At 37.1% G+C, this 19,707-nt stretch carries 18 protein-coding genes; 6 read left to right on the forward strand and 12 right to left on the reverse strand.

The window, feature by feature from the left end:
- Positions 1 to 61: 61 nt before the first annotated feature.
- A complete protein-coding gene (locus FHS59_RS18950) occupies positions 62 to 940 on the reverse strand; it encodes an aldose 1-epimerase family protein (RefSeq protein WP_184496986.1) in 879 nt (292 codons plus the stop codon).
- A 196-nt stretch (positions 941 to 1,136) separates the two neighbouring features.
- Between FHS59_RS18950 and FHS59_RS18955 the strand changes: the two genes are divergently transcribed.
- Positions 1,137 to 1,409, forward strand: coding sequence for a hypothetical protein (locus FHS59_RS18955; RefSeq protein ID WP_184496987.1), 273 nt, complete (start codon positions 1,137 to 1,139; stop codon positions 1,407 to 1,409).
- A gap of 134 nt (positions 1,410 to 1,543) precedes the next feature.
- On the opposite strand, the gene FHS59_RS18960 is transcribed toward FHS59_RS18955, so the two are convergent.
- Positions 1,544 to 1,753 carry a hypothetical protein gene (locus FHS59_RS18960; RefSeq protein ID WP_184496988.1) on the reverse strand — a complete coding sequence of 70 codons (210 nt, stop codon included), beginning with the start codon at positions 1,751 to 1,753 and terminating at the stop codon, positions 1,544 to 1,546.
- A 174-nt stretch (positions 1,754 to 1,927) separates the two neighbouring features.
- Positions 1,928 to 3,943, reverse strand: coding sequence for a carboxypeptidase-like regulatory domain-containing protein (locus FHS59_RS18965; RefSeq protein WP_184496989.1), 2,016 nt, complete (start codon positions 3,941 to 3,943; stop codon positions 1,928 to 1,930).
- 180 nt (positions 3,944 to 4,123) lie between these two features.
- Between FHS59_RS18965 and FHS59_RS18970 the strand changes: the two genes are divergently transcribed.
- A complete protein-coding gene (locus FHS59_RS18970; protein WP_184496990.1) occupies positions 4,124 to 4,897 on the forward strand; it encodes a hypothetical protein in 774 nt (257 codons plus the stop codon).
- 94 nt (positions 4,898 to 4,991) lie between these two features.
- Here the strand turns inward: FHS59_RS18970 and FHS59_RS18975 are convergent, their stop codons facing one another.
- The 5 genes from FHS59_RS18975 to FHS59_RS18995 all read right to left on the reverse strand — a co-directional run bounded on the left by FHS59_RS18975 (position 4,992) and on the right by FHS59_RS18995 (position 9,320).
- On the reverse strand, positions 4,992 to 6,881 hold the full coding sequence (locus tag FHS59_RS18975; protein ID WP_184496991.1) for a monovalent cation:proton antiporter-2 (CPA2) family protein: 1,890 nt from the start codon (positions 6,879 to 6,881) through the stop codon (positions 4,992 to 4,994).
- Positions 6,878 to 7,453 carry a glutathione-regulated potassium-efflux system oxidoreductase KefF gene (gene kefF / locus FHS59_RS18980; protein WP_184496992.1) on the reverse strand — a complete coding sequence of 192 codons (576 nt, stop codon included), beginning with the start codon at positions 7,451 to 7,453 and terminating at the stop codon, positions 6,878 to 6,880. The genes FHS59_RS18975 and kefF overlap by 4 nt, the downstream gene beginning before the upstream one ends.
- Before the next feature lie 15 nt (positions 7,454 to 7,468).
- On the reverse strand, positions 7,469 to 7,900 hold the full coding sequence (locus FHS59_RS18985) for a (4Fe-4S)-binding protein (RefSeq protein WP_184496993.1): 432 nt from the start codon (positions 7,898 to 7,900) through the stop codon (positions 7,469 to 7,471).
- Positions 7,901 to 8,268: 368 nt separating this feature from the next.
- Positions 8,269 to 8,856 carry a hypothetical protein gene (locus FHS59_RS18990; RefSeq protein ID WP_184496994.1) on the reverse strand — a complete coding sequence of 196 codons (588 nt, stop codon included), beginning with the start codon at positions 8,854 to 8,856 and terminating at the stop codon, positions 8,269 to 8,271.
- Complete coding sequence (locus FHS59_RS18995) at positions 8,853 to 9,320, reverse strand: PspC domain-containing protein (RefSeq protein ID WP_184496995.1); 468 nt, start codon at positions 9,318 to 9,320, stop codon at positions 8,853 to 8,855. The genes FHS59_RS18990 and FHS59_RS18995 overlap by 4 nt, the downstream gene beginning before the upstream one ends.
- A 143-nt stretch (positions 9,321 to 9,463) precedes the next feature.
- Between FHS59_RS18995 and FHS59_RS19000 the strand changes: the two genes are divergently transcribed.
- Both FHS59_RS19000 and FHS59_RS19005 read left to right on the forward strand, forming a co-directional pair.
- Positions 9,464 to 11,251 carry a histidine kinase gene (locus FHS59_RS19000; RefSeq protein ID WP_184496996.1) on the forward strand — a complete coding sequence of 596 codons (1,788 nt, stop codon included), beginning with the start codon at positions 9,464 to 9,466 and terminating at the stop codon, positions 11,249 to 11,251.
- A gap of 2 nt (positions 11,252 to 11,253) precedes the next feature.
- Positions 11,254 to 12,003 carry a LytR/AlgR family response regulator transcription factor gene (locus FHS59_RS19005; protein WP_184496998.1) on the forward strand — a complete coding sequence of 250 codons (750 nt, stop codon included), beginning with the start codon at positions 11,254 to 11,256 and terminating at the stop codon, positions 12,001 to 12,003.
- A gap of 188 nt (positions 12,004 to 12,191) precedes the next feature.
- On the opposite strand, the gene FHS59_RS19010 is transcribed toward FHS59_RS19005, so the two are convergent.
- From FHS59_RS19010 to FHS59_RS19020, 3 genes are all read right to left on the reverse strand, one after another.
- Complete coding sequence (locus FHS59_RS19010; RefSeq protein ID WP_184497000.1) at positions 12,192 to 12,848, reverse strand: YiiX/YebB-like N1pC/P60 family cysteine hydrolase; 657 nt, start codon at positions 12,846 to 12,848, stop codon at positions 12,192 to 12,194.
- Positions 12,849 to 13,287: 439 nt separating this feature from the next.
- Entirely contained in the window at positions 13,288 to 15,123 is a 1,836-nt protein-coding gene (locus FHS59_RS19015; RefSeq protein WP_184497002.1) for an alpha/beta hydrolase-fold protein, read from the reverse strand.
- A gap of 500 nt (positions 15,124 to 15,623) precedes the next feature.
- Entirely contained in the window at positions 15,624 to 15,938 is a 315-nt protein-coding gene (locus tag FHS59_RS19020; RefSeq protein ID WP_184497004.1) for a hypothetical protein, read from the reverse strand.
- A gap of 1,940 nt (positions 15,939 to 17,878) precedes the next feature.
- Between FHS59_RS19020 and tnpA the strand changes: the two genes are divergently transcribed.
- Complete coding sequence (tnpA, locus tag FHS59_RS19025) at positions 17,879 to 18,307, forward strand: IS200/IS605 family transposase (protein ID WP_184497006.1); 429 nt, start codon at positions 17,879 to 17,881, stop codon at positions 18,305 to 18,307.
- A gap of 70 nt (positions 18,308 to 18,377) precedes the next feature.
- Here the strand turns inward: tnpA and FHS59_RS19030 are convergent, their stop codons facing one another.
- Complete coding sequence (locus tag FHS59_RS19030; RefSeq protein ID WP_184497008.1) at positions 18,378 to 18,653, reverse strand: DUF4235 domain-containing protein; 276 nt, start codon at positions 18,651 to 18,653, stop codon at positions 18,378 to 18,380.
- A gap of 175 nt (positions 18,654 to 18,828) precedes the next feature.
- Between FHS59_RS19030 and FHS59_RS19035 the strand changes: the two genes are divergently transcribed.
- Positions 18,829 to 19,644 (forward strand): hypothetical protein, encoded by an 816-nt coding sequence (locus FHS59_RS19035; protein ID WP_184497010.1) that lies wholly within the window; start codon positions 18,829 to 18,831, stop codon positions 19,642 to 19,644.
- Positions 19,645 to 19,707: the final 63 nt, after the last annotated feature.

Consider the following 19,707-nt stretch of genomic DNA (forward strand, 5'->3'; position numbering starts at 1 on the left):
ACAATTGACTACCTCGTTTATCCTACTTTAAAAAATCATGAATCAGCTGAAATTTGAAAAATCATTCCATAATATGGATTGTGAATTCTTTAGTTTCTGAGGCATTAGCAGGAAGCATTCTGATTCCTTCTTTATCCACAAGTTTTCCTGAATGATTTACAGAATCCGCAATTCCTAGCCAAGGTTCCAAACACACATAAGGAGCTCCGGGCTTTGCCCAAATACCCAAATAATCAAAATCTTCAAAATCCACCCTAATAAATGGGCCTCTTTCTGCATGAACCAAAGACACAGATCTGGATTTTAAATGTTTAAAAATCAATGCATCCCCATCAAAAATATGATCATTCAATTGAATTTCTTTTGAATGGTCAAGAAGTAAATCTCCCTCGCCCCCAATCAAACCTTCTTCGGCAATAAACCAAGTATGGTCAGTTTCTTCCTTTGGAAAAACCACAGAATAGTCCTCCAACTTCTCATTTGAGGACATGGGTAAATTAAAGGCTGGATGTCCTCCCAATGAATAATACATGGATTCATCGCCTCGATTTGTGATTTGATGGGAGACTATAAGTGCCTTCCCAGAAATCTCATAAGTCAACTCAAAGCTAAATTCAAAAGGGTAGACAGCCTTAGTTTCCGGAGAGCTTTTCACCAAAAAAACCAATCGATCAGATTCTTGCTTTATCAGTTTACCAAGCATGGAATTCCTGATAAAACCATGTTTTGGAAGTGCATAATCTTTCCCATTAAAACTAGTCTTACCATCTTTCAATGCACCTATAATCGGAAATAATACTGGAGCCTGACCTGTCCAAAATTGTGGATCTCCTTGCCATAAATATTCTCTTCCAGTTGCTTTGGATCGGATAGAACAAAGCTCCATTCCTTTCAAATTCACTTGAACAACCAAGCTTTCCGACTCGATGGTAAAAATCATAATTGGGGATTAAATTCAATTCGCAAGATAATGATCAGACTTAGTAAAAGGGAGGAGAGAGGCTTGAAAATTCAGGGGAAATTGAGCTTGAGAACGAAATCGTCGAATGGACATAAAACAGATTTTGATTTTAAACTCCTTAATAAAATCGTAACTTCTAGTTGAAAATCAGTTCAATAACCCAAAATAAAGACGAATGGATAAGCGAGAAAAACTGGATATGATGGATAAAATTCTTCGGGAATTTGAAGATTTAAGAAACAGTCAAACCTCTGTTTTAAAGAAGATTTCCAAAATAGAAGTTGACAATATCAACTTGGGAGTGAAGGTTTTAGAGGAGAAGCTACCTGATATATTTTTAGCTGTAGACACCAATCTCAATCTGGTCACTTCGCTTGAAGAGCAGTTTCAGGAATACCGGGATAAATTCTATTCGGACAATAATCTAGGAGCTGTAGAAGAGGGTTAAATGTAATTCTTTTACAAAAGTTAGGTGATTGAAATTGCTTTGTTACGAATGAAAATGGCTTATTCCAAATGATGATTTGCTCTCTAGTCTTCTTCTTCAACCAAAGAGCAAAACAAACCTCCTGAAAATCAATTTTAATTACTTTTCTTTTCTGCTTCCTTAATCCCATCACTATCCCAGGTATGGTCATTTACAGAAAACTTGCGCATCAATTCTCCTGAAAGTAAGGATTTCTGCATCTCAATTTGCTGCCTGTTCTTGGAAATATATTCATCCTGATTGTTCTTATAATTGATAAGAACTTTCAGCGCAGCCTCGTCATAATCATGAAATTGTTTTGCCATTCAGTGAACCGTATGTGCTCTGAAACCCAATTTCTTTAAAACACCTTCTCCTATTTTGATAGAAGTATCCAAGTGTTCCCTGTAGATGTTTGTAACTCCTTTTTCCATCAGTTCAAATGCATCATACCTGTTTTTTTTTTTTTTTTTGTGGATATTGTATTCAAAAACAACACGTTATATGTTTTTTAATAAATCTTTTAGTGAAATGGGTTTACCTAATAGTTCTCCTCGTTTCCAAGAAATCGTAACATCATTATTTGCAGTTAATTCATTCAAATCGAGGTAAAAATTCTTTTTATTAACTTCAATTTCTTTTAGTAACTGATTTTTCTCAAAAACTACAATTTTATCCGATTTGAAGGGCGATGCTTTCCCTTTTAAATAATTGGTGGTTTTTCTTTCTATCTCTGGTTTTGGTAGAGAAAGTTTGACATTTACCTGTGTTCTGCTATTTCTTATTTCAATGAAATTTCTATTTCTACTTTCAAATCCTAATTCTATGGCATTTTCAACCTCTACAAAATACCAGCCTGGCTTCACTCCAAATGAATAATTTCCAAATTCATCGGTAGTTGATTTGTCTTCAACTTCATCTTGTTCATTCCGCACCACTACTGTGGCATCTTTAACTGCATGATTTAAACCAGATTGGTAATCTTTAAAAGTGACTTGTCCACTTATTTTAGCCCAATCCTCACTCTTCTCTACACTTGCATGGATGAGGCACACATGTCCATTTGCAGAAATCTCTTCCAAAGAAATTTCTCTAAAAAGTTCATCCTCCATCCATTGAAAAGAAATATTCCTTGGTAAAGCTACCTTGATTAATGCTTGTCCATTAACAAATGACTTGGTATGGCAGGGAATACTAAATTTCCCATCCTCAGCAGTGACTGTTTCATAAATCACTCCAAGTTCAGAATTGATAAAACTGATTTTTGCACCGGAAACCAACCTGCCCAACTCTTCTATCCATACTACCCCTTGAATAGCAGGTAATGAAGTAGGGTAAAATATGTAGGTATCATGATCAGTTTCTAGCAAAGGTTCTTGTAAATACACCGTAGTGGTAAATGAGCTATATAGAGAAGATGAGGGGGTAAGTTTTAAAGTTGCTATTTGACCACATAATTTTCCACGGAATTGAATTTCATTACTTGAGTCCTGGGGAACTCCCACCAAGGTATTACCATACTGATCAAAGAGCAGCGCTCCACAAAGCAAGCTTTCCTCGTTTTCATCGAGGGTAGCGCACTTATAGTTTTGCTCTTTTTTTTGTAGAAGACCAGGAGTAGGATTAGGGACAAAACTGACTTCGGTTTCCTTTTTAGTGCCTTTACAATACACTGTAAGTGGTGGATAGACCTTTTCTTTATCTGGATATAACTGGTCATATCGATAAAAATAATCACCCCAAGGGGCTTTTATTTGATGATTGTGATAAATATGTTTGATAGGTTCTATGTAGAATATTTTTTCATCTGAGTGGTTATCACCGTTGTGTTTTTTCCTGTAGTCTAATATTTGTAAATCTGTTTGCCCTGCCCTTAATGAAGTCGTCAATGCATGGGCTTCTCTTGGGAAACTTCGTTGCCATTCGATTTGGACAACGATTCTCGCATCACTTTCACTGTGGTTGGTGGCATACATCAAAGTACGGGAATAATCCCCATGATTAACACTTGGAGTAAGTAAGTTGGTTGTAAATGAAATGGGTTTTTTTACCTCTAATCCTATCGTTCCGGAAACTCCAGATTTGGTTATGACGGTATCGCCATTAGGTAACCATGATAAATCCTCTTCCCCTGTTGCCGTGACTTTGATGTAATAGTATTTAGTGCCATGACTGATGAAACGGCCATTCATTCGAAATGAAATATGCTCCTTGGGCGATTGGGCCTGGATTTGGGGAAAGGTTTTGATTACTCCTTTCCCTTCCTCTATGATTTCTATGACAATCCTTCCCTCATTCCCAGAAACTTCTCCGTAGGAAACATCGAATTCACCGGTAATCACAAATGTATCTCCTACGTAAAATGTTCCTCTGCTGGCCAAGGAGATGCTAATACTTCCAATGGTAACAAGTTCATCAGGTAAAGTTCCGATAGCAGTAGCGGTACTGGCTACGGTTCCTCCTAGGGCGATCAAATCTGCTGCAGATAACCCTGCAACTATTGCTGGTGCTGGCATGACGTTAAAGAATTAGTTTACAATAAGTTATGAAATTATTGGGATAGATTAAAATACGTGAAGGTCTAAAAAGGGTAGGAGGTAGTTTTGTAATTAGTACTTGAAAGAAGTGGGATATATTCTTTTATATTCCCTTTCTTTACTTTTTCTTGATTTTAATCTTTCAATGGAGAATAAAACATGAAACCTTCTTTAATCTTGTACCTTCTTTTATTCGTCGGGATAACTTCTTCTTGGCTAATTATACAGCAGGATGATTTTAATTTATTGAAACAACCCAAAACAGGATTAGGAAGGGAAGGTGCTGCTGAATTTTTCTTTTGGGAATTTCAAGATCAAGCAAGTGTATGGTCAAACGCACCCAAAGGCTTGACTGCTGTTCAATCCTTTCAAGATTCTTTGGAAAAACTCTTGGGAGTAGTTCAATTCCAACGAGTGGTGAAAAAAGAGCAGACTCAAAGAAATCCTAAAGATAGCATGGTTTATGTGAAAAATGGAGATCATTACAATGCCATGTTGGTTCATACAGGAGCCGTTGGAAAAGTAAGACCTATGAATTCATTAGAAGCCCAAATCCTGAATTATCAATTGGAGAAATATCCACTCTTGACCCGTCCAACCGAGTTCCATGCATTCATAGCTTATCACCAGGAACGGAAAGCCTATCGTGTCTATTTCGGTTCCAGTGATCAACCTTGGCCACCCAAACCAGTTTTACTGATTCACCAATTAGAGGAAGATATCAAAAATGGCTGGAAGCTGAGGTATCATTTGCATAATCACTACGAACCTCCTGGGAATAATTACCTGGGAATTTTAGCACCGAGCATGGCAGATGCTCAATATTATAAAATGCTTGCAGATAACTACCAAATAGAGCAAACACTGATCACGAATGGCATACATACAGTGGAGATTAAAGCAGCAGATTTTGGCAGATTTGAGTCACATTAAGGGGTGAATTCAAACTAAATTCCAATTGATGATATGCACTCTAGTCTTCTTTCTCTTCAAACAAAGGACATAACAAACCTCCTGAAAATCAATTTTATTTACTTTTCTTTTCTGCTTCCTTAATCCCATCACTGTCCCAGGTATGGTCATTTACAGAAAACTTGCGCATCAATTCTCCTGAAAGTAAGGATTCCTGCATTTCAATTTGTTGCCTGTTCTTGGAAATGTATTCATCCTGATTGTTTTTATAATTGATAAGAACTTTCAGCGCAGCCTCATCATAATCATGAAATTGTTTTGCCATTCTATGAACCGTGTGTGCTCTGAAACCCAATTTCTTTAAAACATCTTCTCCCATTTTGATAGAAGTATCTAAGTGTTCCCTGTAGATATTTGTAACACCTTTTTCCATCAGTTCAAATGCATCATACCTGTTTTTTGCCCGGATCATGACTTCCAGATGAGGAAATTCCTGCTTGCAAAGTTCCACGAGCTTCAAACTGTATTCTGTATTATCAATCGCTGAGATCAAAATGCTTGCTTCTTCTGCTCCGGCTGATTGTAAAAGTTCTGCTCTTGTGCCATCTCCGAAATATACTTTGAAGCCCATCTTTCTTAGATATTCTATTCTTTCAGGATCAGAATCCAAAATAGTTGCTTCCACACCACTTGCCCTGAGAAACCTTCCCAGAGTAGATCCAAAATGACCAAAACCAATAAGAATCACTTTATTTTTCTCCTGGAAAGTATCCATTTTCTGTTCTTTGGTTTCTGGATTTTTGGACATCATAGGGATGATGAATTTATCAAATACCAACATTAAAACAGGGCTTATGGTCATACTGAGAGCTGTTACAGCCATTAATGTATCTGTGAGAGATTGCTCGAAAATCCCAAGTTGCTGCGCAAAAGCATAAGTAACAAAAGAGAATTCTCCCACTTGGGACAAACCAATTGCAAACTTCAGGTTCGTCGTAAGATGCAACTTTTTGACCTTCCCCAAAACCAGCAAAACCAATGTTTTCAGAAGGATAATACCTAAAGTCAAAGTAAAAACTGTGCTTGCTTCCTTGTAAATAAGAGAGAAGTTGATCGTGGATCCAACGGCCATAAAGAAAAGCCCCAATAGTAAACCTTTGAATGGTTCCAAATCAGATTCTAGGGCATGGCGATAAGGAGAGTTGGCCAAAATGACTCCTGCCAAAAATGCTCCAAGGGCGGGACTTAAACCTACCAATTCCATCAAATAAGAAATACCCACCACAATCAATAGTGCTGAGGCTGTGAATAATTCTCTTAATCGGGTCTTGGCAACAAAATTCAACAAAGGTCCAAAACCATATCTACCTAAAAGCACCACGATCCCTATAGCAGCAAAAATTGATAAGGTCTGAGCCCAACCGGGAAGACTTTCAATCAATCCATGCATATCATCTGTATGGGCCGTTGTTAAATCAGGGCTTGCAACTACTAATAGTGGGAGAATGGCCAAAATAGGAATCACAGCAATGTCTTGCATTAGCAAAACCCCAAAGGACATTTTTCCCAATTTGGAGTTCATTTCATTCCTTTCCTTGAGGGATTGGAGAACAATGGCAGTGGATGAAAGAGCCATGGATAGAGCAATGGCCAATGAAATCTGCCATGGAATGGGAATCAAAATTCCTACACAGAAAACCAAAAGCGCTGTGACAAGAACCTGTGAAAGACCGATTCGAATAATTAAATCCCTGATTTTCCAGAGGTTTTTAGGTTCTAATTCCAAGCCGATCAAGAACAGCATCATCACCACACCAAATTCCGTTGCATGCATGATATCCTGACCTTGACCTTCGTTGGTGATAAAACCCAAGAGGTAAGGACCAATCAGGATTCCTGCCAGCAGATATCCCAGAACCGATCCCATCCCCAACCTTTTTGCCAAAGGCACGCAGATGATCGCTGCAATAATGTAAATGACAGCATTTGCTAAAAATCCATTCATTTCAGTAGGGGATTGGTTCTGATTGGTCTGTCAATTTGTTCTGAATCCCGAAGTTCCAGTACGAATTCCCGATAGGCTTTTGCCTGATCTTCCAATTCCGAATCCGTGATTTTAAAGGTCCCGGATACATGAAAAGGAGCGAGGTAATTCATTAGGCAAAGCTTTCCGGTTTGCTCAAATGGAAGAAGGAAATCGACTATGGGATGTTGATTTCGGCCTTCTTTGGAATAGGCTAAATCTGAGCCACCCGATGTTATGGCATTCAAAAGATATTTTCCTTTTAGATACACACCACCTGGTCCATAAGCCCATCCAAATTCCAAAACCAAATCAATCCACTGTTTTAACAATGGAGGACAGGAATACCAATAAATAGGATGATGCCAAATGACCACATCTGCTTGAATCAGTGCTTCTTGTTCCTGCTGAATGGATATATTGAAGTCTGGATATAGCTCATATAAATCGCGGATTTCCACATTTTCCAACTCACTGATCGAGCGGATCATAGCCTGATTTACTTCAGAATGTTCATACTTTGGATGGGCAAAAAGAACAAGAATTTTTCGCATTGTAATTGGAATATGTTACCCCTTAAAATCTATTTTTTTGTGGGTTCCATCGCAAAAAGGCTTGTTTTGGCTTCCACCACAACGACAAAAGGCAGTGATTTTCTTATCAGAAATATGCTCTCCTTCGCTGGTCTGAATATGAAGTTTCCCATGAACCAACAGAGGTCCATTTTGAGTTACTTCGACTTTTTGCACTTCAGAAGTTTCCTGAGATTTTTCTTTTTCTTTATCCAGATAATAATAACTCAAAGCCCCACTTGGACAGGTGTCAATTTGCTTGGCAATGGTTTCTGAATCTGCACTATCTGCCTTGATCCAAGGTCTTCTATTAAAATCAAAAACTGCTGGCAGTCCAGTCACACATTTTTTGGAATGGATGCATTTATGAGGCTCCCATACGACGGTAAGCTCGCCATTGGAATATTCCTTCTTGATAGGTTCGGTCATCTGTACTTCGGTTTGAAACTTTAAAAGTACAAGTTAAGTAAGAATGGGAATTATTAAGGAAAAATGGATGGAGGCTATATGACGCTATTGCGTAAAATTATCTCAATAGAGCATTTTAGGTGAATTTTTTTAAATATGTACAACCACTTTCTTACCAGTCCTCAAATAAAAAAGTGTTTTAATTATCTTTCAAAGTGCTGTAGACAGTGGACTGCCGTCGGTGGACCCTTATCCGAGACTTTCTAAACTCATTTTTTTACTATTGGCTCCATTACGGATAATCATGTTTAAAAACCTTATTTATGAGAAAAAAATCTGAACCTTAGTCAATAATTAATAGTAACAGAATTACAATATCAATTTCCATATTATTCGTTATTCCTAGGGACGAAAAATTCCCCTTCTGTAATGGTCACCTGACCTATTAGTGTATTTGTTCCTCCGCTGCTGTCATAAACTTTTCCTGTCCCAGAAAAAACACCCTTTAATCCATTGGAATCAATCTGATCAAATCTTATTCTAACCTCATCCCATAAAGCAAGTCCCAGTATATTATTAGTAGCTAGGTAGGCCGTTCCATTTTCATCCATATAGCTGAAAAGTAAAGTATGAAGAATGGTTCCATCAGAAATAGGCACATTGGAATAATTCACTCCTGCGATCAAATCTTCTGTATGATCCAGTCTAAATATTACCTGATTTTGTAGGGGTTGAAAGATGTTTTCTGCACCGGATAGTTGGATGATATGAAGCTGATTGACATCATCATAGTATTTTCCTCCTGTCAGATTTATTTGAGTCTGAGGTTGGTATTGATAATCCACTTGATTTCCATCCACCTTAAACCGAAAATAATAAATACTCTGATCCATAGGATTTTCATCATCGCTGGAGCAGGCTGTTCCTAAAAATAGGATTGCTGCAAACACTAAAAGGATTTTGATTGATTTTTTCATGATGGCTTCTTGCTTTTATTTTTATCTAAATAATAACCCATAAATGCCCCTAGGCAACCGAAAATGATCATGGACAATAGGATATTTCCAAAGATGCTCCAGCCATTTCCTACGAGTTGATCATATTGTTCAAGAATCGTCGGGATATTCAAAAAGTACCCGAAAACGCCGGTTCCACCTCTCCAGTTTTTTATCATTTCTGGTTGGAAGTAATAGCTTAGGGGAATTCCAAGGATCAATCCTGAAAGGGAAAAAGAAACTGTTTTACCCTTTTTTAAGACCAATGTGAAATAAAGAAACAGGTACATCAGAATACCAATTGGGATAAAAACCAAGGTGATAATCAATATTCCAATTCTTATAAGAAAAGTGGGGATATTAGCTTTATATGATAGTGTTGAAGCTACTCCCAGCAATAGTTTATCAGGCTTCGAAAAGTAAGTTTTAATTTTTTGTGCATCCATTTTTTCGGCTTTCTAATAAAATTAGAGTAGGGAAAGCCAGGTGGAAAGGGAGAATGATTTAATGGGTGAACCGAGTAATTTATTGTAGTGTTTGATTTATTTTTTGATCTAAAACCTTAATTTAATGGATCTTTTTTCCAGCCATGATCAACTGTTTAATCCTGAATTTTGCCTTTTATTTTTTTGGATTGATTCTCCAAGGAATACCTTCTGATAGTGATTCTTTAAAGCTAAAGAAAGATCATCTTGATTTGGCTGATACTTTGATTCTTGACAAAAGGAATGATTTTATCAAACAAAGCCTCTTTACAAACTCTTCAGATAGCACTTTGCTGGAAATGGCTTTGGAAACATTGGCATTTTCAGAATATCTAGGCTATCAAAAAGGAGCTTTAATGGCCAATGAACGCCTGGGCTTGATCTACCAATATAGATTTTCCAATCCCTATATCGCTTTGGATTATTACTTGCAAGCTCTTTCCATTTCGGAATCCAATCCTGCAGTTAGAGAATTTAAATGGGGCATTCAGGGAAATATCGGCACGATCTATTACGAGCAGGAAGAATATGAAAAAGGCCTGGAAATATTTAAAGAAGTAGCTTCAAATAGTAGGAAATTAGAATTGACCGCTATTCTGAATATTGGAAATATCTATGGCTCTCTTCAGAAAAATGATTCAGCCATATTCTATTTCGAAAAGGCACTTGAATATGAACAGATCAAAAGCAATCCGGTCCAACTGGCAAACCTTTATAGTAATCTTTCCTTGATTTATGTTCAGTCCAATCAATTGGAAAATGCTCTGGAAACAGCTGAGAGAAGTTTGGCCTTGGTAGATTCACTTGAAATTGATTTTGTCAAACCCACAGCCTATGCCAATTCAGCGATGGCTTTTCTTGAAAATGGCGATCTAAATAAGGCGGAACAGATGGCACTTATGTCTTTGGAATATAGCCAGAAACAAGAAAATCTATTCATACAGAAGTCAGCCTGGGGAACTTTGGCAGACATCTATGAAGCAAGAGGAAAGTATAAAGAAAGTCTGGATGCATATAAAAATTTTGCTACGCTTAAAGATAGTTTGACGAATCAAAACAGAAGGGTGGAAGTCAGCAGAAAGCAGATGGCTTTTGATTTTGAAAAAGAAAGAGCTCAGGCAAGGGTTGACATTGAAAGACAAAAGTTGGTGAGAAATTTCACTTTGGGTTTAGCAATTTTGATCGGGTTAATACTTTTGATCGGAGGATATTTGTATAAAAGAAGAAGAGATTCTTTAGCGAAAATCAAGGATGCAGAATTCAAGACTTTGGTTTCTGAAACTGAGTTAAAGGCTCTCCGATCCCAAATGAACCCTCATTTTATCTTCAATTCCTTAAATTCTATAGGAGATTATATCCTGAAAAATGATAGCGACTCTGCTCAGGATTACCTTTCTAAGTTTGGGAAACTAATACGTATCGTATTAGAAAACTCCGGACAGGAGGAAATTACACTCAGGGAAGATGTGGAGTTCTTGGAATTGTATTTACAAATTGAATCCAAAAGGCAACCCCATAGATTTTCCTATTCCATCCGTTTTGCTGAAAATATAGATCTAGATGCTATTTTGGTTCCTCCCATGCTACTTCAGCCATTTATTGAAAATGCTATTTGGCACGCTTTTCCAGAAAATGGGGAAAGGGGAAGAATTGAAATCAGCTTTGAAGTAAAAGGCGAAAATCTACTTTGTATTGTGGAAGATAATGGAATAGGAAGAGCGAAATCCAGCAATTCAATTGGTAAAAAATCGATGGGAGTGGCGATTACGGAAAACAGAATAAAAATCCTGAATGAAAAATCTGGAACACAAGGAAGCCTTCAGATTATTGATAAAACCTTGGATTCGGGCACTAAGGTAGAAATTATGCTTCCCTTACATTTGGCCTATTGAAGATGGATATAACTATTGCAATTGTAGAAGACGAACAGCATTGTACAGACAGGATTTTGGCTTTTTTAAAGCCTTATTCTGAGAAAATAAATACAATTTGTTTTTCCTCGGTGGACGATGCAAAAGATGGCTTGGAGCAAATACACCCGGATATAGTTTTTTTGGATGTCATGATTGGAGGGAAAACAGGATTTGATCTTTTGTCCCAATTATCATTTTCTGATTTTTGCCTGATTTTCACCACTTCTTACGAACAATATGCTTTGGATGCATTTCGGTTTTCTGCTATAGATTATTTATTGAAACCAATTGATAGAGAGGATTTTGAAAAAGCTATTGAGAAAGCATTTGATCAGATCGGGCAGCGACAGTTGAAAGAAAGGATAGATGTATTGCTAAGTCACCTTTCACAAACTCCAACTACCAAAAAAATCAGTTTGCCTTCTAAGGATGGCTTTATTTTTTTAGCCATAGAGGATATTTTGAGATGCGAGGCAGATATAAATTACACCCATATTTTTACACTGGACGGGAAAAAACATACAGTTTCTAAGACCCTCAAATACTTTGAGGGACTATTGTCGGATTTTGGATTTTTCAGAATCCATAATTCCCATTTAATCAATTTGAAGTGTGTGAATGGATATTCGAAAAGTGGCTATGTCACTCTGATAAATAATTTGGTTCTCGAAATTTCTGTGCGAAGGAAAGAGGCTTTTTCCAAAGCAATTGGTGGCTTTTTGCAAAGTTGATTTATGTTACAACCACTGCTTTGTTTATTATTAAATAATATGAATGTCCGCTTTCTTACCGGTAGCCAAAGGAAAAATGGTTTGAAGTATATTTCAACGTGCTGTGGACAATGGACTGTCGTCGGTGGATGATTATCCGCGACTTTCTAAACTAATTTCTAAAAGAAATTGAAAGATTCTATTAAGAATCATAACTCTCCAATCCTCCTCAGCTTTTCATTTGCAGCTAGGCCATTTGGATTACAGCCAAGCTTTCCTTCAGGAACTTCCATATCCAGTTTTTCATAAAATTCTACCCAAAAGGAGTCGGTTTCACCTGTTTCTGGATTTTTAAAAGTCATTGGTTCAAGGTTAAAAATGCTGGCAGGTCGAAATGCTCTTTCCACAAAATCCGAGCAATAGAGCGTAGAGTCATTCAATACATAACTCCAGTTATATGGCTTTCCAAGCATGTTTTTGGCCAAATTGATTGCGGTAGGAATGGAAGATTGTGCCTCTTCTGAGAGTCGATAAAGGACCATTTCTTTGTCTTTCGCCTTGGTCCTTGCCACCAAACTATCCAAAGGTTCACGGACAGATCCATTTTCAGTGCTGGCATGCAGGATATATACTTCAGAACCTGAAACTTCCAATATTCCAACATGATCAAAAGATATCTCCGCATCCCGTTGGGTTACTCGGTTAATCGCGCCAGAAAGTTGATCTGGCTTGGCACCTACAAACAAAAGATCACCATTCTGAATTTCTAATTGATGATAAAGAACCTTTTCCTGTGCATTTGCAGGTAAGCAAAAAATAGAAATTAGACCAAGGAAAGTAAGGAGGGAAAATAACTGCTTTTTCATCAATAGGGGATTTTTGGCAAAGATAGCCCTGATCATTTATTTATAGATATTCTAAAGCAATACTTCCAAATGGAAATAAAACATTCATGAATAAGGACTTCAAAAACAGGTATGAAAGAAACTTATCTTCAGAACGCAATCTGTGAGAATCTGCGTTCTTTTTCTGTGTCAATCTGCGGGATATCACTGGACTTTCAGAAATAAAAAAGCCTTCAAAACCAATTTATTAAAAGGCTTTGGAGGCTTTTGTGAATGGTGCCGAGTAAGACAATTATTTTATTTTATGTACATCCGTTATCCTACAAATAAATTGGCAAAAGCAATTTAGAATATGTTAAAAATAAATTTGAGGTTGCTTCTGTCTTCTGTCTTCCGTCTTCCGTCTCGATAAGCAAAGAATTTAAGGATACTGTTCTCATTGAGGATAACCATATTTCACTTAGTCCATATTTTTCTTCTCTACTTTCCAGCCTTCCCATTTCGAAAGTCCAGGTGGGTTGGTAGAGAAAAGCTTACCAGCTTCCTCATCGCCTTTCAGTTGCCACAGATACCAATTGAGTGCAACACGGGCAAATTCTCCTCCATGTGGCTTTCCATAAGTGCCCCCATGACCTACGTCCAAATTGCCCACAAAAACAGGAATATGATTGATGCGATTGAAATCATCCATTCCGTTTCCATAGGCGATGTCGGATTCTCCACCCAGCAAGTAAAGGGTAGGGACTTTGATGTTTTGTAATTGATCTTTGGTAACCTGAGGCATGCCCGGCATTCCACCGCCAGGATTACCCAAAACTCCACTGTTAAATACACCTACTGTGGTGATTCTAGGATCTCCGGCTACTTCAAGTGTCTGAAGGCCTCCGCAAGACATCCCGCTCACCGCAATATTATCTGTGTCGATCTTTTGATAATAAGGGCTTTTTGGATCATTATTCTGCGCAATGGCCCAGTCAATTGCATCCAAAAGTTTTTGCGACTTGGAGCGAACATCAGTCTGCTTTGGCATGGTGCCAATTGCTACCACCAAGAAGCCGTGCGAAGCAATTTCATTCAGGAAGTTGACATGCTCCCATGGGGAGTCGAAACAAGCCCCATTTCCCCATGCAATCACAGGAAGCTTATTTTCTCCTCCAAAAGAATCAATGTTTTGAGGTCTGAAGATTGTATGAGCAGGTAGGCTGATCTCTGAGGTCATTACTGCTGGATATTCACCGGTTCCACCGTCTTCAATGATTTCGCTAACAGTGCTTTTCTGAAAAGCCAGATTTTCTGAAAAGAAAGGCAATGCTTTGGTTTCAATTCGCTCAGCGATGCGGTTCAAATGATCCCCTTCGTAGCTTTCATACATGTGCTGAATCTGATAGGATTCTAAAACTTCATGCAGTTTTTTGGTTGCTGCGCTAATGCCTCTGTCCTCAGTTCCAGCATCCATTCCAATGGCTTTAAGCCTCTTCAGGTTTGGTATATATTGATCAATCGTAGTGAGCGTTCGATTTGCAATAATTTTATTGATAATATCTTCTCTTGGTGAACCATCCTTTGCTGGTAAGTCGAGGTAAAAAGGAGGGTTATTAGGATTAGGAGCAAATGCTGCTGAAGTGGCTAATGCAGCAATTTCAAAAAACGAAGTTTCACTAATCTGATCTGGGGTTAATTTCTCCAATTTAGAAATCAACTCAGGATCGGTGCTAGCACCACCGTCCATACAGCATGGACTCAAAGCATAAATCGCTGAATAAACATCTGGATATTTCATTCCCAATCGAAGCGTTCCGTAACCACCCATAGAGTGTCCGGCTAGTCCTCTGCTGGCTTTATTGGGTAGCGTTCGGTAGTTGGCGTCAATGTAACTGACCAACTCTTTGGTAACGAAAGTTTCCCAGTCTCCAACAGTCGCCGAACTCGCATACATACTTCCTTTAAACTTGTTGAAAGCGTTGGGCATCACTACAATCATCTCTTTGGAGGCTCCGGCCGCCAGAGATTGTTCTATGACATTCTGAAGATTGATCCAATGATCTTCCCATCCAAACCATTGGGAATCGGTGTCGGTAAATCCATGGAGCATGTAGAGCACTGGGAAATGCTTTTCGGGATTTGTTAGGTAAGAAGGAGGTAGGTAAACAGTCACATCACGATCAGCAGGATCTCCGATCAGATTGCCTTCTAGTGCGCGGCTATGTACTTTGACCCGCTCTTTGGTTCCTTTTTGTGCTTGGGCCAAAGTCAATCCAAAGCATAGGAGTAAGGTAAGTAGAAAAGTTTTTTTCATAGGTTAATGGGTTTAGGTCTTTCGTAAAAATAGAGTAATTGGGGAAGTTGTCAAATTTCATAGCCTCCATTTAAGTTAGAGGGTATTGATTAAAAAATTCCAATCCAGATTAATGTAGAGACTAAATCAAGGGATTTTGAAATTATCCAATTTCCTAAAGTTAAATAAACACAATCCCATCAATGGGAATGGTGCTTCAGCCCATTCCGATATAGGATCTATTATAATAAAAGGGCTTCAGCCCATTCCTTCAATTGATCATGGCTAAAGCCGAATTGATTTTTGATAATCCTAGCCTCCATCTAAAGTTGGAGGCAATTGATGGGATTCCGATTTAAAAATTTGGAAGGAGAAATTAATAGTTACCCGATTTCAGTGATTAATAAAATCACCAATTTGTTTGATTGAATTCTTCCATCAATAGGAATGGTGCTTCAGCCCATTCCCTTAAAAGAATATTTATTCAGGGCTTTAGCATCGATGCAAGGAAAACAGTCTAATTAAAACTGATCTGGTTTGGTTTCTGGGTGTTGAGCCCAATACTGCACGATAGAAGGCATATATTCATCGCTTTCAATGGTGCCTTGCAAATCTGCTTTTTGGCCTTGGTACAAGTAAACTTTATTGTCCTCTACTTTTTCTACTGTAAGTGCTTCATGATCCAAAATGCTTTTTACTTTCTCCCAATCTTTAGGGTCAGTAATGAACGTTTCGAAGCGGATATAAAACTCTTCCCCGATTGGAGGAATAGGATAGTCACTTGGGATTTCGGCGCTTATTCTGGGTTCTGTTGGAATGATGATCTTGAGGCTCATGACGTTTTTTTATTAAAGCTAAACAGTATGGAGGAAAATTTAAATCATAAAAGGTAGCTCCACTTTGTATAGCATTGCTTATTAAAATTTATTTGATGAACTACGTCCAAAAATCAATCCGAATAATCTGGCTAAAGCCGAATTTGATTTTTTGATAATCCTAGCCTCCATCTAAAGCTGGAGGCTATTGATTGGATTCCGATTTAAAAATTTGGAAGTAGAAATAAATAATACCCGATTTCTGTAATTAATAAAATCACCGTTTCGTTGATTGAATTCCCTCATCAATAGGAATGGCTCTTTAGGCCATTCCGATATTTGGGTCTATTATATAAATGGGCTTCAGCCCATTCCCGTTTTATTGATTTTGGCTAAAGCCGGAATGGGACATTTGTTTAATATAGCCTCCATCTATTCCGATAGATATCGGAACTGGAGGCTATTGATGAGATTTTGTTTCAATTATTTGGAAGTAGAAATAAATAATACCCGATTTCTGTAATTAATAAAATCACCGTTTCGTTGATTGAATTCCCTCATCAATAGGAATGGCGCTTTAGGCCATTCCGATATTTAGGTCTATGGTATTAAATGGGCTTCAGCCCAATTCCATTCAATTTTTCATGGCTAAAGCCTGAATGGGTCAATTGTTTAATATAGCCTCCATCTAAAGCTGGAGGCTATTGATAAAATTCCAGTCCATATTAATGTGGAGACATAATCAGGGAATTTTGTAATTATCCGTCCAATTTCTAAAAATGCATAATTACAATCCTTACAATAGGTTTTAAACCCGTTATTGATTTGATAAACCCATTCCCATCAATAGGAATGGCTCTTTAGGCTATTCCGATATTTGGGTCTATTATATAAATGGGCTTCAGCCCAATTTCCTTCAATAGATCATGGCTAAAGCCAGAATGGGACATTTGTTTAATATCGCCTCCATCTAAAGCTGGAGGCTATTGATAAAATTGAAGTCGATATTAATGTGGAGACATAATCAAGGAATTTTGTAATTATCCGTCCAATTTCTAAAAATGCATAATTTCAATCCTTACAATAGGTTTTAAACCCGTTATTGATTTGATAAACCCAATCCCATCAATAGGAATGGCGCTTTAGGCCATTCCGATATTTAGGTCTATGGTATTAAATGGGCTTCAGCCTAATTCCATTCAATTGATTATGGCTAAAGCCGAAATAGGTCAATTGGTTAATTTAGCCTCCATCTATTCCGATAGATATCGGAACTGGAGGCTATTGATAAAATTGAAGTCCATATTAATGTGGAGACATAATCAGGGAATTTTGTAATTATCCATCCAATTTCTAAAAATGCATAATTACAATCCTTACAATAGGTTTTAAACCCGTTATTGATTTGATAAACCCATTCCCATCAATAGGAATGGCGCTTTAGGCCATTCCTACTTTTGATAAAATTGAAGTCCATATTAATGTGGAGACATAATCAAGAAATTTTGTAATTATTCGTCCAATTTTTTAAAAATGCATAAATACAATCCTTACAATAGGTTTTAAACCCGTTATTGATTTGATAAACCCAATCCCATCAATAGGAATGGCTCTTTAGGCCATTCCGATATTTAGGCCTGGTATTAAATGGGCTTCAGCCCAATTCCATTCAATTGATTATGGCTAAAGCCGAAATAGGTCAATTGTTTAATTTAGCCTCCATCTATTCCGATAGATATCGGAACTGGAGGCTATTGATGAGATTCAAGTCAAGATTAATGTGGAGACTTTAAATTAGGTTTTAAACCCATTATTGAATTGATTAACAAAATCCCATCAATAGGAATGGCACTTTAGGCCATTCCTATTAAAAATTGTTTATTTAATCCGGGCTTTAGCCCAATCCTTTCCCTTTAAATTCGGGAAATCTATTAAATTAGATATACAATTAAATATTTTTTATGTCCTACAATAAAGTCTATATCCATTTTGTATGGAGTACAAAAAACCGCTTTCCTTTTTTAGATTCTAAAGATTTAAGATTAAAAGTATGGGACCATATTAAAGAAAACTCTAAATCTAAAGGGATCTTTGTGGACCATGTTAGTGGTTTTTCGGACCATTGCCATTGCTTAGTTTCACTTGGGGTAAATCAGACAATTCAAAAAGTTATACAGCTGATCAAAGGTGAATCTTCATTCTGGATCAATAAAAATCAATTGACTTCAGAGAAATTTGAATGGCAGGACGAATATTTTTCAGTTTCGGTATCAGAATCGATTCTTCAGAATGTTAGAACATATATTAAAAATCAGGAAAAGCATCACATGAAGAAGTCATTTCAAGAGGAATATGAAGAATTTATAGCTAAATATAAATTTGGGGTTTAGCTGTAATACTAGCTTGAAAATGAAAAGGTTATTCCAAAAAATTATCCAATCTTTTTTATTTCTATCCTTCCTACTTCAAATGCTTTGGAACATTACCGTCGACTTTTTTCCACTGTTTGGTGAAATATTTCCGCACAATGATTTTTGCGGTGACTCCAACTGCCGCAGTAAATGCGGTATATAAGATTACATTTCCTAAAGTCGCCTCTGCAGATTCGGGATTTTTCGGAGCTTCTTTGCCCGTGATCGCCTCATAACGGTTGTCTACGGCTGCTTTTGCAAGCGCTGCAACACCAAGAGAAAGAAGTGCGGATAGAATTTGAAATTTGTTTTTTGAAAGCTTCATGTCGTCTTTCTTTATTTAAAAACAAACATGATGCTTAATGACAATCTCATAAGCCATTTCTTTTGCTTATGGGAAAAAGCCAACTACCATAATTTAATTTTGAAATGACAAACTATTGGTGGACTAATAGCGTAAAGAACTAAAAAAAAAGGTAACGCTAATTAAAATCTTCTCTATGAAACAATTCCCTTTTTATCTGGTAATTTCTTTTTTAATAGTAACAATCCAATTTGGGTGTCAACCAGATGAAGATTTAATTCCATGGGAGGAAAATTCATTATGCGATTCAAATTCCTTTCAGGAAAATGATTTATTACAAACTGTTCCAAAAACCGAACTTTACGGACAATTTTCTTTAATATTTTTTGATCAAAACCCACTGGAGTTTACCTCTGCAAAGCCTACTGGATCAACATTTGAATTTTGGGAAAACAAGGATGCTTATCAAATAGGGTCTGGAGGTAGTGGTAATTGTGGTGAAGGCTACGAATATATTACAAGTCCTTATATGTCTATTGGCCTGTTATTATCGGAATTTGATAACTCTAGTGAAAATCCACATCAGTACAAAAGGTTCTTAAATATTCAAGTCCCATTTCCTTGCGATTCATTTAGCACTCAAGAAAAATTTTATGACTTATTAAAGGAAGAATCCTATGATTTTGGAAATTCATGGGAGGATTTTAGTGATTTTATTATTGAATATAAGGTCGAAGGCAAGTCATATAGTTCTTTAGGTGTGGATAATTCTATTTTTAGTATCTCAGTTTCAGACCTGAAAAACAAAAAACCAATTTTCAATACCGAACCAAATGGAAATAATGGAAACCCTGCGTCTGTGGAAGCTACTTTTAAGTTTTGTGCCTTATTAAAATCAGAAGACGGGAAGTATTTATTAATTCAAAATGCTCAAATACGAGGCAGGTATTTTAGAATGGCACCCTGGGGCTATTATTGGGAAGACTGGGGAAAAGGATGGGACCAAAATTGAAATATAGTATTTAAGAATTGAGGTTTCTATTATTTTTCTTAAAAAAACATGATGCAGAATCCT

Source organism: Algoriphagus iocasae, assembly GCF_014206875.1.
GTDB lineage: Bacteria > Bacteroidota > Bacteroidia > Cytophagales > Cyclobacteriaceae > Algoriphagus > Algoriphagus iocasae.